The 14271-nt window shown below is 68.8% G+C and carries 10 protein-coding genes; 5 read left to right on the forward strand and 5 right to left on the reverse strand.

Annotation, left to right across the window (positions count from 1 at the left end):
- Positions 1 to 87: 87 nt before the first annotated feature.
- Positions 88 to 1350, forward strand: a complete 1263-nt coding sequence (locus tag BCEP18194_RS03240) for a serine hydrolase domain-containing protein (protein ID WP_011349869.1) — start codon at positions 88 to 90, stop codon at positions 1348 to 1350.
- Positions 1351 to 1512: 162 nt separating this feature from the next.
- Here the strand turns inward: BCEP18194_RS03240 and BCEP18194_RS03245 are convergent, their stop codons facing one another.
- A complete protein-coding gene (locus tag BCEP18194_RS03245; protein WP_011349870.1) occupies positions 1513 to 2172 on the reverse strand; it encodes a TetR/AcrR family transcriptional regulator in 660 nt (219 codons plus the stop codon).
- Positions 2173 to 2385: 213 nt separating this feature from the next.
- On the opposite strand from BCEP18194_RS03245, the gene BCEP18194_RS03250 reads away from it, so the two are divergent.
- The 4 genes from BCEP18194_RS03250 to BCEP18194_RS03265 are packed head-to-tail and all read left to right on the forward strand — an operon-like array spanning position 2386 to position 8000.
- Positions 2386 to 3540, forward strand: coding sequence for an acyl-CoA dehydrogenase family protein (locus BCEP18194_RS03250; RefSeq protein WP_011349871.1), 1155 nt, complete (start codon positions 2386 to 2388; stop codon positions 3538 to 3540).
- Positions 3541 to 3587: 47 nt separating this feature from the next.
- Positions 3588 to 4793, forward strand: coding sequence for an acetyl-CoA C-acetyltransferase (locus BCEP18194_RS03255; RefSeq protein WP_011349872.1), 1206 nt, complete (start codon positions 3588 to 3590; stop codon positions 4791 to 4793).
- Positions 4794 to 4807: 14 nt separating this feature from the next.
- Positions 4808 to 6955 (forward strand): 3-hydroxyacyl-CoA dehydrogenase NAD-binding domain-containing protein, encoded by a 2148-nt coding sequence (locus tag BCEP18194_RS03260; RefSeq protein WP_011349873.1) that lies wholly within the window; start codon positions 4808 to 4810, stop codon positions 6953 to 6955.
- The gene (locus BCEP18194_RS03265) at positions 6948 to 8000 is read left to right on the forward strand and encodes a CaiB/BaiF CoA transferase family protein (protein ID WP_011349874.1); all 1053 of its coding nucleotides are present in this window, start codon (positions 6948 to 6950) and stop codon (positions 7998 to 8000) included. Before BCEP18194_RS03260 ends, BCEP18194_RS03265 begins: the two co-directional genes overlap by 8 nt.
- A gap of 63 nt (positions 8001 to 8063) precedes the next feature.
- Here the strand turns inward: BCEP18194_RS03265 and BCEP18194_RS03270 are convergent, their stop codons facing one another.
- The 4 genes from BCEP18194_RS03270 to hflK (BCEP18194_RS03285) form a co-directional block, all read right to left on the reverse strand.
- Positions 8064 to 10007, reverse strand: a complete 1944-nt coding sequence (locus BCEP18194_RS03270; RefSeq protein ID WP_011349875.1) for a heavy metal translocating P-type ATPase — start codon at positions 10005 to 10007, stop codon at positions 8064 to 8066.
- Positions 10004 to 11047 (reverse strand): protease modulator HflK, encoded by a 1044-nt coding sequence (gene hflK, locus BCEP18194_RS03275; protein WP_011349876.1) that lies wholly within the window; start codon positions 11045 to 11047, stop codon positions 10004 to 10006. The genes BCEP18194_RS03270 and hflK (BCEP18194_RS03275) overlap by 4 nt, the downstream gene beginning before the upstream one ends.
- The gene (gene hflC, locus BCEP18194_RS03280; protein ID WP_041492615.1) at positions 11044 to 12096 is read right to left on the reverse strand and encodes a protease modulator HflC; all 1053 of its coding nucleotides are present in this window, start codon (positions 12094 to 12096) and stop codon (positions 11044 to 11046) included. The genes hflK (BCEP18194_RS03275) and hflC overlap by 4 nt, the downstream gene beginning before the upstream one ends.
- 93 nt (positions 12097 to 12189) lie before the next feature.
- Positions 12190 to 14085 carry a protease modulator HflK gene (gene hflK / locus BCEP18194_RS03285; protein WP_011349878.1) on the reverse strand — a complete coding sequence of 632 codons (1896 nt, stop codon included), beginning with the start codon at positions 14083 to 14085 and terminating at the stop codon, positions 12190 to 12192.
- Positions 14086 to 14271: the final 186 nt, after the last annotated feature.

Consider the following 14271-nt stretch of genomic DNA (forward strand, 5'->3'; position numbering starts at 1 on the left):
AATCGGGCTGCCGGCACCCACGCGCCTGTCCTATAGTTTTGGAGAAGACAACGCAGGCAATACGTCACGACCACAGGGGACCGCGCCATGGCGACTTCAGCAACCTTCCGGTTCTTGTCGAACGCATCGCGGCGCCTGGTACACGGCATGGTTGCCGTCGCACCGGCCGTGATGATCGGCCTCGCCGTTTCCGCGTGCGGCGGCGACAGTTCGCCGACCTCGAACACGCCCGCGTTCGCGAACGCGGCGCGCCCGCAGATCGACGCACTGCTCGCGGACACGCTCACCCCCGGCGCGGTGGTCTATGTGCAATCGCCGCAGGGCAACTGGCTCGAATCGTTCGGCACGGCCGTGCGAGGCACGAACACGCCGATCCCGACGAATGCGCACTTTCGCGTCGGCAGCGTGACGAAGACCTGGACTGGCACGGTCATCCTGCAACTGGTACAGGAAGGCCGGCTGAGCCTCGGCGACAGCGTCAGCAAATTCGTCGCGAACGTGCCCAACGGCGACACGATCACGATCGAACAGTTGCTGACGATGCGCAGCGGCCTCTACAACTATTCGACGAATCTCGCGTTCAACCAGACGCTCGACGCGCAGCCGGATATGGTCTGGACCACGTCCGAGTTGCTGGGTATCGCCGAAGGCCAGCCGGTCTATTTCCCGCCCGGCACGGATTTTCGCTACTCGAATACGAACACGATACTGCTCGGGCTCATCATCGAGCAGCTGACCGGCATGAGCGCGGCCGATGCGATGAACGCGCGCCTGTTTGCGCCGCTCGGCCTGGCCAATACCATGCTCCCGCCGCAGCAGGACACGTCGCTGCCGGCGCCGGCGCCGCAGGGCTATCAATGGGGCACCAACGCCGAGACGACCGACAGCGACGCGCTGTCGCCGCAACGCCAGGCTGACGCGAAAAGCGGCGTGCTGCAGCCGACGAACGTGACCAGCGTCAATACGTCGTGGGCGTGGACGGCCGGCTCCGGCATTTCGACCGTGACGGAACTGGCCGCCTACGTGCAGCGGATGGTCGGCGGCGGCTACCTGAACGCCGACCTGCAGGCGCAACGGCTCGCCAGTTGCACGCCGGTCGATCCGACCGACCCGATGTCGGCGAGCTACTGCCTGGGCCTGGCCAAGTTCGGCACGTTCTACGGACATACGGGCGAGATACCGGGCTTCAACACCTTCATGGGCTATGACCCGGTCACGAAAACGACGATCGTCACGTGGTCGAACACGGCTGCCGCGCCCGATGGACGCGCACCGGCCAACGAAATCGCGCGGATCATCATGGGCGAGCTCAGCAAGGCGGCCGAAATACCGGACGAAGGCCGGCCGTGATGCGGTGAAGGGGAACGTCGCGACCGGGGATGAAGTGCGCCGCGGCCGGCGGCTCAACGGCGACTGCCGGCGGCGGGCCACCGACATGAAGGACGGCGCGCGGGCCCCGCCCCTCGGCGCACGGCATCGATCGATACTCCCAGGCATCCTGACGGAGCCGCGTCATTCCCCGGCCGACATCGCCCGCCACAAGATGGCAAACAGTTCGTCGAACTGCGCGGTCAGCGGCCGCGTTTCGCCCCGCATCAGGTGCATCACCATCACGCGCCCCAGCACGCCCATGAACACGTCCAGCAGCACCTTGCTGGATACCTTGTCGTTCAACGTGCCGCGCGCCTGGCCGTCCTTGAAGACACCGAGGAAGGCTTCCATCAGCTCCCGGCTCTCATAGATGCCGATGTTCTTGTACCGCGACATGGGCATGGTCGTGAACATCATCAGCATCACCGAAGGATGCTTGTCCATGTAGTCCAGCGTGACCCAGCAGGTCTTGCGCAGGCGCTCACGCACGTCGTCGATGCCCTGCAGGTGATCGATCATGCGCTCGGCCAGCCGGCCCAGCATCACGTCGAGCATCGCGCAAACCAGCACCTCCTTGCTGCCGAAGTACTTGTAGATGGTTTGCAACGACACGTTGGCCGCACGGGCCACGTCGGCCAGGCCCACCTCATGGAAATCGCGCCCGGAAAAGAGCTCCAGCACGGCCTTCTCGATCCGGGCCAGCGTGTGACCGCGCATCCGCATCAGGAGCGCGCGACGCTCCTCGGGCTTGAGTGCATCGGGCGCCGCTTGCGCGTCAATGGATGGGTTCCTTTCCTTCATGGAAAGGCATGTTACCAAATTATCTCAAAATGGAAATAAGCCCTCCCGCTGCCTTGCCTTTCAACGCTCGTGTTACGAGAATGGCTCGCACCAGATGCAGGTTTTTCACGGATTCCGCGTCGCATCAGGCACACGGAAGCGGTAATCAAGATTACCGATTTGAGCGACCCGACCGGGAAAACCCGGATCGCAATCACCCGACGAGCACACCCCATGGCTATTCAAAATTTCGCCCCGAGCTGGATGACCCATGAGCACCAGATGCTGTTCGATACGGCCAACCGTTTCTTCAAGGAGCAGTGGGTTCCCCGGGACGAAGCCTGGCGCCAGGCCGGCATGATGGACCGGCACGCGTGGGAAGAAGCCGGGGCCAACGGCTTCCTGTGTGCGTCCATGCCCGAGGAATACGGCGGCGCGGGCGGCGACTTCGGGCATGAGGCCGCGCTGATCCTGGCCCAGGGTGCAGCAGGAATCGGCGGCTTCGGCGGCTCGCTGCACTCGGGCATCGTCGCCCCCTACATCCTGCGCCATGGCACCGAAGCGCAAAAGCAACGCTGGTTGCCGCGCCTCGCCACGGGCGAGCTGATCGGCGCGATCGCGATGACCGAACCCGGCACGGGGTCCGATCTGCAGGCGGTGCGCACCACCGCCGCCCGGGAGGGCGACCTCTACCGCATCAACGGCAGCAAGACCTTCATCACCAACGGCCAGCTCGCCAATCTGGTCATCGTGGTCTGCAAGACCAGCAAGGACGAAGGCGCGCAAGGCATGTCGCTGCTCGTGATCGAGACGGACCAGGCATCGGGCTTCAGGCGCGGTCGCAACCTCGACAAGCTCGGGATGGATGCGCAAGACACCTCGGAACTGTTCTTCGACGACGTGCAGGTGCCCGTCGACAACCTGCTCGGCGGGAATGAAGGCATGGGCTTCATCCAGCTCATGCAGGAGCTGCCGCAGGAGCGGCTGATCGTCGCCGTGGCGGGCATCGCGGCCATGGAGCTGGCCATGCAGGAAACGCTGGCCTACACCAAGGAACGCCAGGCGTTCGGCAAGCCGATCTTCTCGTTCCAGAACACGCGTTTCAAGCTCGCCGAATGCCAGGCGCTGCTGATGGCGTCGCGTGCGCTCGTGGATGCGGCCATCGTCGCGCACCTCAACGGCGAGCTGGGCGTGGACCGCGCGGCGCTCATCAAGTACTGGGTCACCGACAACCAGTGCAAGCTGATCGACGAATGCCTGCAGTTCTTCGGCGGCTACGGCTACATGAAGGAATACCCGATCGCCCGCCTGTATGCCGACGCGCGCGTGCAGCGCATCTACGGCGGGACCAACGAAATCATGAAGGAACTGGCCTCGCGCTACCTGTAAGCGCCGGCGCGCCTTCATCCCACCCATCCATCCAGGGAAAGTCCCTCATGACCGAAGCCTATATTTTCGATGCGGTGCGCACGCCGCGCGGCAAGGGCAAGAAAGACGGCAGCCTGCACCAGGCCACGCCCGTATGGCTGCTGCGCACGCTGCTGCAGGCGCTGCAAGCGCGCAGCCGGCTCGACACCGCACGGGTGGACGACGTGGTGCTCGGCTGCGTGACGCCCGTGGGCGAGCAAGGCGCGGACATCGCCCGCACCGCCGTGCTCGACGCGGGCTGGGCGCAAAGCGTGGCGGGCGTGACGCTGTCGCGGTTCTGCGCGTCGGGGCTGGAAGCCGCCAACCTCGCTGCGGCAAAGATCATGTCGGGGATGGAGGACATGGTGGTGGCCGGCGGCGTCGAATCCATGAGCCGCTGGGCGATGGGCAGCGACGGCGGCGCGTGGGTGATGGATCCGCGCGTCAACAGCGGCACGGGCTTCATTCCGCAGGGCATCAGCGCCGACCTCGTCGCCACGCTCGAAGGTTTCGGCCGCAGCGATCTCGATGCGTTTGCCGCCGAGTCGCATCGCCGTGCGGCGCACGCGCAGGCGCACGGTTACTTCGCCCGGTCGATCGTCCCGGTGACGGACCTCAACGGCCGGCTCCTGCTGGATCGCGACGAAACGGTCCGCCCCGGCGCCTCGGTCGAATCGCTCGCGCCGATCGGCGCCGCGTTTGAAACGATGGGCGAGATGGGCTTCGATGCCACCGCGCTGGACAAATACACGACCATCGAAAAAATCCACCACCACCACCATGCGGGCAACTCGTCCGGCATCGTCGACGGCGCGGCACTGCTGCTGATGGGCAGCCAGGCCGCAGGCGAGCAGGCGGGGCTCAAGCCACGCGCCCGGGTGCGCGCGTTCGCGGTCACGGGCACCGAGCCCACCATCATGCTCACCGGCCCGACGCCCGCCGTGCGCAAGGCGCTGGCCAAGGCAGGCATGGCGGCCTCCGACATCGACCTGTGGGAAATCAACGACGCATTCGCCACCGTGCCGATGAAGACGGCGCGCGATCTCGGCGTGTCGCTCGAGCGCGTGAACGTCAACGGCGGTTCGATCGCGATGGGCCACCCGCTGGGCGCGACGGGCGCCATCCTCCTCGGCACCGCGCTGGACGAACTGGAGCGCACCGGCCAATCCACCGCGCTGGCCACCCTGTGCGTCGGCGCCGGCATGGGTATCGCCACCATCATCGAACGCGTCTGAAGAGGGCTCCACACATGACCACCTACACCACCCTCTCGTTTGATGTGGATGCCAACGGCATCGGCCTGGCCACCCTCGATCAGCCCGGCCGCGCGATGAACGTGCTTGCCCCGGCGCTGATGGAAGAGTTCACGCGCGTCATCGGGCACGTGGAACAGGAAGCCGGGATCAAGGGCCTCGTGATCACGTCCGGCAAGCCGAGCTTCGTCGCCGGCGCCGACATCGACCAGCTCAGCCGGATCACGTCCGCCGAACAAGCCTTCCAGTTGAGCGAGCAGCTCAAGGCGCTGCTGCGCCGCATGGAAACATGCGGCAAGCCCGTGGTGGCCGCGCTCAACGGCACCGCGCTCGGCGGCGGGCTCGAACTGGCGCTGGCCTGCCATGCGCGCTTTGCGATCGACGATCCCAAGGCGAAGATCGGTCTGCCTGAAGTCAAGCTGGGCCTGCTGCCCGGCGGTGGCGGGACCCAGCGCCTGCCGCGCATGATCGGCATCCAGAAGAGCTTCGAGCTGATCACCCAGGGCATCGAGCTGAGCCCGGCCAAGGCGCTGGGTCTCGGCCTGCTGAACGAACTGGCCGCCACGCGCGAGGAACTGCTGCAAAAGGCCCGCGCATGGTGCGTGGCGCACCCCGCGCCCGTGCAGCCGTGGGACACCAAGGGTTTTCGCATTCCCGGCGGCGACAGCAAGAGTCCTGCCGTCGTTCAAATGCTGGCCATCGCACCTTCCATCGCGAATGCAAAGGCGCATGGCAACTATCCGGCCCTGACCCACATCATGAGTTGCCTGTTCGAGGGCTGCCTGCTCGACTTCGACACCGGCTCGCAGGTGGAGTCGCGCTATTTCGCCGCCTGCGTGATGTCGCAGGTCAGCAGGAACCTGATCGGCACGCTGTGGTACCAGCTCAATGCGATCAAGAAGGGGCAGTCGCGCCCCGCCGGCATGCCGCCGGCCAAGGTGAAGAAGGTGGGCATCCTCGGCGCGGGAATGATGGGTGCGGGCATTGCTTACGTGTCGGCCAAGGCGGGGATCGACGTGGTGCTGCTCGACACGACGCAGGAGAACGCCGAGAAAGGCAAAGCCTATTCGCAAGGACTGCTGGACAAGGCGCTGGCGCGCGGCAAGACCACGCAGGACAAGCGCGACGCCCTGCTCGCGCGCATCCTGCCCACCACGCGCTACGACGACCTGCGGGGCTGCGACCTGGTGGTCGAGGCCGTGTTCGAGGACCGCGCGATCAAGGCCGACTGCACGACGCTGGCCGAGGCCGTCATCGGCGACGATGCGGTGTTCGCGTCCAACACATCCACGCTGCCGATCACGGGGCTCGCACACGTGAGCCGCCGTCCGGCCCACTTCATCGGCCTGCACTTCTTCTCGCCCGTGGACAAGATGCCGCTAGTCGAGATCATCGTGGGCGCGAAGACCTCGGACGAGACGCTGGCGCGCGGCTTCGACTACGTGCTGCAGATCGGCAAGACGCCCATCGTCGTGAATGACAGCCGCGGCTTCTACACGTCACGCGTGTTCGCCACCTACGTGATGGAGGGCATCGCGATGCTGGCCGAAGGCGTGCATCCGCGTTCCATCGAGGTGGCCGGTCTCAAGGCCGGCATGCCCATGCCGCCGCTGGCGCTGCAGGACGAAGTGTCGCTCGGCCTGTCGCTGCACGTGACGGACCAGACCCGCCGCGACCTGGAGGCCGAAGGCAAGGATTACCCGCCGCACCCTGCGGAGGCCGTGCTGCGCAAGGTGGGCCTCGACCTGGGCCGGGTCGGCAAGAAAGCGGGCAAAGGCTTTTACGACTACCAGGGCAAGGAAAAGTCGCTGTGGCCCGAGCTCACCGCGCTCTACCCGCCGCGCGCCGACCAGCCCGCGCAGCAGGAGCTGGTGGATCGCCTGATGTTCATCCAGGCGAACGAAGCCGCGCGCTGCTTCGAGGAAAACGTGGTGCGCTCGGTGGCCGATACCAACATCGGCTCGATCTTCGGCTGGGGCTTTGCACCCCACCACGGCGGGGCCTTGCAGTTCATCAATGCGATGGGCGCGCAACGCTTCGTGCAGCGTGCGCGCGAACTGGCGGCGCAGTATGGCGCGCGTTTCGAGCCCGCGGCGATCGTGGTCGAGCTGGCCCGTGCAGGCGGGAGGTTCGAGGATGCATGACGCAGCGCTCGCCGGCGGCGCATTGCCTCCGTTGCTGTCCGGCCTGCGGGTGCTCGATCTGTCGCGCAACCTGCCCGGCCCGTTTGCGACCCGCATGCTGACCGACCTGGGCGCGAGCGTCATCAAGGTGGAGCCGCCCGAGGGCGACCCGACGCGGCCGCTGGCGGGGTTGTTCGACGCCCTCAATCACGGCAAGGAGTGCCGCACCGTCGACTTCCGCAATGACGCAGACCTGGATCGGCTGCGCGCGTGGACGAAGGATGCCGATGTGCTGCTCGACAGCTTCCGTCCGGGTGTATTGCAAAGCCTGGGGCTGGACGGTGCCGCCCTGCACGCGATCAACCCGCGCCTCACGATGGTGTCGATCACCGGCTACGGGCAACGCGGCCCGTGGGCGGGCAAGGCCGGGCACGACCTCAACTTCATGGCGATGTCGGGCGTGCTCGACCAGATGCGCGCCCCCACGGGCGAACCGGCTCAGTCCAATGTGCAATGGGGCGACCTCGCGGGCGGGAGCGCAATGGCCTGCATCGCCGTGCTGTCGGGCGTGTTCGACGCGCAGAGAACGGGACGGGGAAAGCATCTGGACGTGAGCATGACCCACGGACTGCACGCGCAACTCGTGATGCCGAGGGCCACCGGCGCGATGCTGGCCGCGGCGCTGGGCCGCCGCCCCGGTGCGGGCGAGGATCTGCTCAACGGCGCATTGCCTTGCTATGGCCTGTACGCCACGCACGACGGCCGCCACCTCGCGGTCGGCGCGCTGGAGTTCAAGTTCTGGAAAGCGGCATGTGACGTGTTCGACCGCCCCGACTGGGCCGCACGCCACTGGCAGCGCGGCCAACTGCCCGGTTCCAGCGACTGCGTGGCCTTGCGTGTCGAAGTGGAACGCCTGGTCGCGTCGCAACCGCTGGCGGTCTGGCGCGAACGGTTCGCATCGGCGGACGCCTGCGTGACGCCCGTTCTCACGCTTGACGAGGCTCACGCACATCCTCTGTTCGCGAATCACGCACGGCCGCAGCCGTGGGCCGAAATCGGGGCTTGAGGGGCTGGCGAAGGAGCCATGAGACAGGACGGAGGCCGCGCGCGCCGATCGTCCCTCCTCCGCTCACGCGTCGCGAACGTCCTCGTCGATCCGCAGCAGCCGCCCTGCATTCGCGATCACGATGAACGTGCCGACGTTGTGCAGGATCGCCGCCCACACCGCGCCGAGCATCCCGGTCGCGGCGAGCGCGATTACCGCGAGCGTCCACGCGAGGCCGATCGCCGCATTGGTCGTCGCCGTGCGCCGGCATTGCCGGCCGAGGCGGATGCAGGTCGGAATCCGCTTCAGGTCGTCGCCCAGCAGCACGACGTCAGCCGACGCGATCGCGATGTCGACGCCGCGCTCGCCCATCGCGATGCTCGTCGACCCGGCCTTGATCGCCAGCACGTCGTTCAGCCCGTCGCCGACGACGAGCGGATGCAGGCCCGCGCCGATCTCGTGCATCACGTAATCGAGCTTGTCGTGCGGCAGCGCCTGCGCGACCACCGTCTCGATGCCCGTCTCGGCCGCGACCTTGCTGGCGACGCGTTCGAGGTCGCCCGTCAGCAGCGTCTGCCGCGCAAGGCCCAATGTCCGCAGTTCGGCGAGCGCGTCGCGCGCGTCGGGCCGCAGCGTGTCGGCGAAACCGAACCATGCGAGCAGCCGCCCGTCGAGCGCGAGGCCGACGATCGGCCCGTCGAAACCGTCCGGGGCCGGCGGCAAGTTACCGACGTGGTCGGCCAGCAGTGCGGGACGCCCCAGCACGGCCGTGCCGTCCGGCGTGTCGGCGACGACGCCGAGCCCGCGCAATTCCCGCGTGCGCTCGAACGGTGCAACGGCGGCACCGGTGAGGCCGGACGCGGCGGCATCGCGAACAAGCGCGCGGCTCGCCGGGTGTGCGCTGCTTTCGCCGAGCCGCGCGGCCAGCGTGCGCGTCTGCGCACCGTCGACACCGGGCTGCAGCCACACCTGCCGGACCTGCAATTCCCCGCGGGTGAGCGTGCCGGTCTTGTCGATCACGAGCGAATCGACCTCGGCGATCTTGTCGAGGAACGCGGCATTGCGAAACAGGATGCCGTGCCGCGCGCCGACCGCGATCCCGGCAATGGCCGTGGACGGCGCGGCGAGCACCAGCGCGCACGGGCACGCGGCCACGATGACCGCGAGCATCGCCGACGCATTCGCGGACGTGAACCAGACGATCGCGGCGATCAGCAGGACGAGCGCGAGATACGCGCCCATGTGCCGCTCGAGCACCTGCGTGACGGGCGGTTTCGCCTGCTCCGCGTGCTGCATCAGCGCGATGATCTTGCCGAGCGTCGAATCCTTGCCGGTATGCGTGACGTCGATGCGCAGCACGCCGTCGAGATTCAACGCGCCGCCATACACGGTGCTGCCTGCATCGACGTCGTGCGGTACGGATTCGCCGGTGATCGGCCCGTTGTCGACGCTCGACGTGCCCGCCACCACGACGCCGTCGACCGGAATGCGCGCGCCGGCCACCACTTCGATGCGGTCGCCCGAACGCAGTGCGTCATACGCGACTTCGACGACACTCCCGTCGGCGCCGATGCGGCGCACGCGGCCGGCCGTCAGGCGGCCGAGCGCGCGAATCGCCTCCTGCGAGCCGAGCACGCTGCGCTCTTCAAGCGCATGGCCGAAGGTCATCACGATCGGCAGCAGCGCGGCCGTCGTCATGTCGCCGATCGCCCACGCGGCCAGCATCGCGAGCGCGATCAGCCGATCGGTCACGCCATGCAGGCTCGGCGCGCGCAGGCTGTGCCACGCACTCGCAAACACCGGCCCCGCGACGATCAGCGACGCGAGCGCGGCGAGCAGTTGCGCGAGCGTGTCGCCGCCGGTCGACAACATGCGCCACGCGAACGACAGCACGAGCAGGCCGCCCGCGAGCAGCGCCAGCGCAATCTGCCGCGTGATCGTGCGGCGTTCGTCGGAGGACAGCGCATAGGCCGTCGTGCCGGCAGGCGCGGCGTCCGGCTGCGTGGCCGGTTCGGCGAGCGAATTCATCGGGCGTTTCCGGGCAGGATCAGGTTGGAGGTGTCGTGCGGATCGATCGTCGTCACACGTCCGGCCTGCGACAGCACGCGCTGCACGCGATCGCGATACAGCCGCGCCAGCAGCCCCGGATCGCCGTTCTCGCGGAGCGTCGCGTCGAGCTGCCGGATTTCCAGCGTGTCGGTCTGTGCGGTGGCGACGCGTTCGGCCGCGTGGGCCTGCGCGTCCTGCACGATCCGGTCGGCATCCTGCTGCGCATCCTGGCGCCGCTGTTCGGCGGCGGTGCGCGCTTGCGCGATGGTCCGCTCGGCGACCTGCAGCGACGTCAGCACCGCGTTGAACGCATCGGCGGCCGCGCCGGGAAACGCGGGCTGCACGTCGACGCGCGCGACTTCGACGCCGAGCCCCGCGTGCGCCGCATCGAGTGCGCGCAGGTGCCGCGCGATCGCATCGGCGAGATCGCCGCGCAACCGTTCGCGACGCGCGGCCATCTGCCGGTCGGCGGCCAGTTGCTCGGGCCGTGCGACCAGGATCGCGTCGAGATCGCGGGTCGCCGCCACCTCGACGGCCGACGCGGACACGATCCGTTCGAGCGCCGCGTCGAGACGGTCCCGCTGCAGCACGTACGCGTACGGATCGCTGACCCGGTAATAGAGCACCGCGCTCAACGCGACCGCGCCGCCGTCACCCGTCAGCACGTAGCCGGAACCGGCGAGCGCATCGGGCAAGCGCGCGACGCCCTGCGCGGACGGTGCAAGCGCCCGCGGATCGCGATCGAGCGAACGGATCCGCTGCTCGAGCACGCGCGCGGCGCCCGGCACGAGCAGGACCGACTCGAACGGTTGCGGCCACGCGATCACGAGCCCGGCGTCCTGGGTGCGCACGAGCGCGCCGAACCGCATCACGACCGCGCGGCTGTCCGCCGGAATCCGCCGGATGTTCGAGCCGGCCCACGCGCACGCGGCAAGCACCGCGAGCGCGGCGACGAACCAGAACGACAGGCGCACGGCCTGCGCACCCGGCCCGAGCGGCGGTGCGGACGGCTCGCTCATCGCGCGGCCTTGTGCGCGCTGGACGCCTTGGGCGCCGGCGCGGCCTGCGCCGACGCGTCGCCCGGGCCCTGCACGAGCACGCGGAACGGCGCGGCGTCGGTGCGCAGGATCAGGTTCGTATTGGTGCCGACCACCGTGTTCAGCGTGTCGAGCGAACGCAGCATCGTGTACAGGTGCGGGTTGCCCGCATAGCTCTTGCCGTAGATGTCGGCCGCGTCCTTGCGCGATTGCGCTTCGATGCCGGCCGCTTTCACGTTCGCATCGGCCAGCGCGATGCGCGCGTCGCGCTCGGCGTCCGAGCGGATCTGCGCGGCCTCGCGATTGCCGTCCGCGGTGCGCTGCGCGGCCACGGTCTCGCGTTCGGCGCTCATCCGGTCCACCGTCGCCGCGAGCGTGACGGCCGGCAGCGTGAGCCGTTCGAGCCCGACCTGGGCGACTCGCACGCCGTAAGCCGCATAGAGCTGCGCATCGATCTGCCGGCGCAGCGCCTCTTCGAATTCGCCGATCTTCACCTGGGCCGGATCGGTGTTCACGAGCGACGCGAGATCGTACCCGGCGGACGTCGTCTGCAGCGCGGAGCCGACGAGCGAGCGGATCTGCCGCGCCGCTTCGTCCGGCTCATTGCCGACCGCGCGCATGAAGCGCCCGATGTCGCGCGCATCGGCCGGCACGCGCCACGCGACGTAGGCCTCGACGATGATGCGCAGCCCGTCGCGGGTGCCGACGTCCTGCAGGCCGCTCGACGTGGTGTGCAGGCGCAGGTCGACCGGTGTCACCGCATCGATCGGCGCAGGCAGGCGCCACGCGAGCCCGGGTTCGAGCAGCACGTGCACGGGCCGCCCGAAGCGCGTGATCACCGACGCCTCGCCGGCCCGCACCTGCACGAAGCTCGCGACCGCGAGTGCGACCAGCACGCACAGCACCGCGACGATGACGCGCAGGCGGAACGCGCCGGGCGGCTGCGGCGCACCGTGATGCGCGTGATGAGGGTGGTCGTGGCCATGGCCGTGGTGCGCATGATCATGCGCGTGCGAATGAAACAGACTCACGATATCGCCCCGGGTGCGGCGTCGCCCGCGTGCGGTGCAGCGGCACGGCATGTTGCCGTGCCGCGCCGCCCATGCGGATCACGCCGCGACATGTCAATGGATGCCGGCGAGATCGCCGGCAGGACTATTGCGAAGATCGACGGTCGCCCGCGTGCCGTCGGCGAGCCGGTCGTCGATGATCGTCATGCGCGCGTTGCGCAGGCCGCGTTGCAGCCGGTCGAGGTAATACTCGAACGGAAACGCGGGGCCGCCGAGCCGGTACGCGACCAGGTCGGCGTCGAAATCGATCTGCTGCACGCGCGCCGACGACACCGTGTCGCCGGCCTGCGCTTCGGCGTGCGCGACCCGTTCGAGCGCTTGCTGCTGCGCGTTGCCGAGCAAGCCGGCCGCAAAGCCGCGCGCCTGCGCGACGCTGCCCTGCGCGCGGATCTGCGCGGCCTGCACGTCGTGGAAGGCGGCAGCCGCACCGGTCGGCGGATGCACGCTCTCGATCACGACCGCGATCACGTCGACGCCGCTTTGCAGCCGGTCGAGCTGCTGCTGGATCGCGCGCTTCAACTGGTCCGCCATCGCGGCCTGATTGGTTTCCAGCAGCGATTCGAGCGTATGCGACGCGAGGTAGTGCACGAGTTCGCGATTGGCGCTCGTGCGCACCGTGCTTTCCGGGTCGATCGTGCGATAGAGCGCCGCGCGTGCCGCGGCATCGGTCAGGCCGAGCCGGTAGTCGACCCGCACGTCCGCGTTGACGATCTGGAAATTCTGGCGGTCGCCGTTCGCGCCGGCGATCACCTGGGTGGTTTCCCACGGATGCGGCACATCCCACAGACGGTCGAGGCGTTCGGGCGTCGGGCCGTCGGCCGGCACGGGCGTCGTATCGGCGCTGCCGTCGTTCGCGCTGCCCGCGATCGCGACCTGGTGCACCGCGCCGTTGTCGACGATGCGCGCGCGCCCGAACGGCCAGGGCAAGCCGACGTGCAGGCCCGGCTGCCAGACCGAGACGGGCGCACCGAACCGTTCATAGACCGCGCGCTGCTCCGGGTTCAGCACGACGACGGCGGTGAGCAGCCACGCACACGCGACGGTAGCGGCGAGCGCGCCGGGCAGCAGCCGCACGAAGCTGCGCCAGCCCCAGCTCTGCCGCAGGTCGATGCCGTAACGATGGCGCAGCTCGGCGCCGAGCGACGCGAACGGCGACGGGCGCCGGCTCAGCAGCCCGGCGATCGCGCTGGTCGGCACGACGGCGCCGCGCGGCCCCGCAAACCACGACAGCACGCCGCGCAGCGCCAGTTCGGCAGCGACGGCAGCGTTGAACAGCGCGACCGCCTGCACGAGCCAGTCGGCCGTGCGGTGCCGGAACGCGAACCAGGCGGCGGCCAGCACACCCGCGAGCGCGGTGACGAGCGCGACGCGCAGCACCCGCGTGAGCGACGCGGACACCGCCGAACGGCTGGCGGCCGCCGCATGGTGGCGTTCGGCGACGAGCGTCAGAAATGCGAGGACGAGGCAGGCCGCACCGGCCGCAAGCGTGGGCTCGGGCGACGCCATCGCGCGAACCAGCATCGCGGGCGACGGCGGCTGCCACGCGAGCGCGGCAAGCGCAACGGAGAGCACACCGCCGCCGGCAACCGCCCATGGCCGCCAGTCGATCGCGGCGGCGATCGCCGGCCACGGGTTGTCGTCGTGCTCCGGTTCGTGCTTGCGGCTGAACGCATTGCGCACCCAGTCGCCGATCAGCGCGGCGGCCGATATTTCCGGGGAATGGCGGCGTGCGCGGCCGGCGAGCAGCACGCCGATCGCGACGACGAGTACGTTGCACCATGCGCTGGCAAGCGGGGCGCACCAGCGCAGGTCGGCAGGCAGGAGGTCGACGGCGCCCAGCGTGCCGAGCGTGGCGACCAGCAACGCGGCGGCCCCGGCGACCGGCGCGAGTGCGTCGCGGCCGGCCGGGCTGCCGGGAATGTCGTCGTTGCCTTCCGCCTGTTGCCCCATCGGGGTTCCTTACGTACGAATTACAGGGTGCGCAGGAGTCCGTGCGGAATTCTGCGAGCGGCAATGTAGCGCGGCGGATGATGAAACTCAAGGTATCGATGCGATTGACGCGACCGGCGAAACAGTCGTGCGGATCAGACCTTTCCGCTGCCTTGCGGGCCATGCGCGCGGTCGACCTCGCGTGCC

The organism is Burkholderia lata, assembly GCF_000012945.1.
Taxonomy (GTDB): domain Bacteria; phylum Pseudomonadota; class Gammaproteobacteria; order Burkholderiales; family Burkholderiaceae; genus Burkholderia; species Burkholderia lata.

Bases quoted from the DNA above. Each gene is read 5' to 3' on its own strand.
- BCEP18194_RS03240 (WP_011349869.1), top strand. From the start codon at position 88: ATGGCGACTTCAGCAACCTTCCGGTTCTTGTCGAACGCATCGCGGCGC.
- BCEP18194_RS03255 (WP_011349872.1), top strand. From the start codon at position 3,588: ATGACCGAAGCCTATATTTTCGATGCGGTGCGCACGCCGCGCGGCAAG.
- BCEP18194_RS03265 (WP_011349874.1), top strand. From the start codon at position 6,948: ATGCATGACGCAGCGCTCGCCGGCGGCGCATTGCCTCCGTTGCTGTCC.
- hflK (WP_011349878.1), bottom strand. From the start codon at position 14,085: ATGGGGCAACAGGCGGAAGGCAACGACGACATTCCCGGCAGCCCGGCC.
- BCEP18194_RS03245 (WP_011349870.1), bottom strand. From the start codon at position 2,172: ATGAAGGAAAGGAACCCATCCATTGACGCGCAAGCGGCGCCCGATGCA.
- hflK (WP_011349876.1), bottom strand. From the start codon at position 11,047: ATGAGCGAGCCGTCCGCACCGCCGCTCGGGCCGGGTGCGCAGGCCGTG.
- BCEP18194_RS03250 (WP_011349871.1), top strand. From the start codon at position 2,386: ATGGCTATTCAAAATTTCGCCCCGAGCTGGATGACCCATGAGCACCAG.
- BCEP18194_RS03270 (WP_011349875.1), bottom strand. From the start codon at position 10,007: ATGAATTCGCTCGCCGAACCGGCCACGCAGCCGGACGCCGCGCCTGCC.
- BCEP18194_RS03260 (WP_011349873.1), top strand. From the start codon at position 4,808: ATGACCACCTACACCACCCTCTCGTTTGATGTGGATGCCAACGGCATC.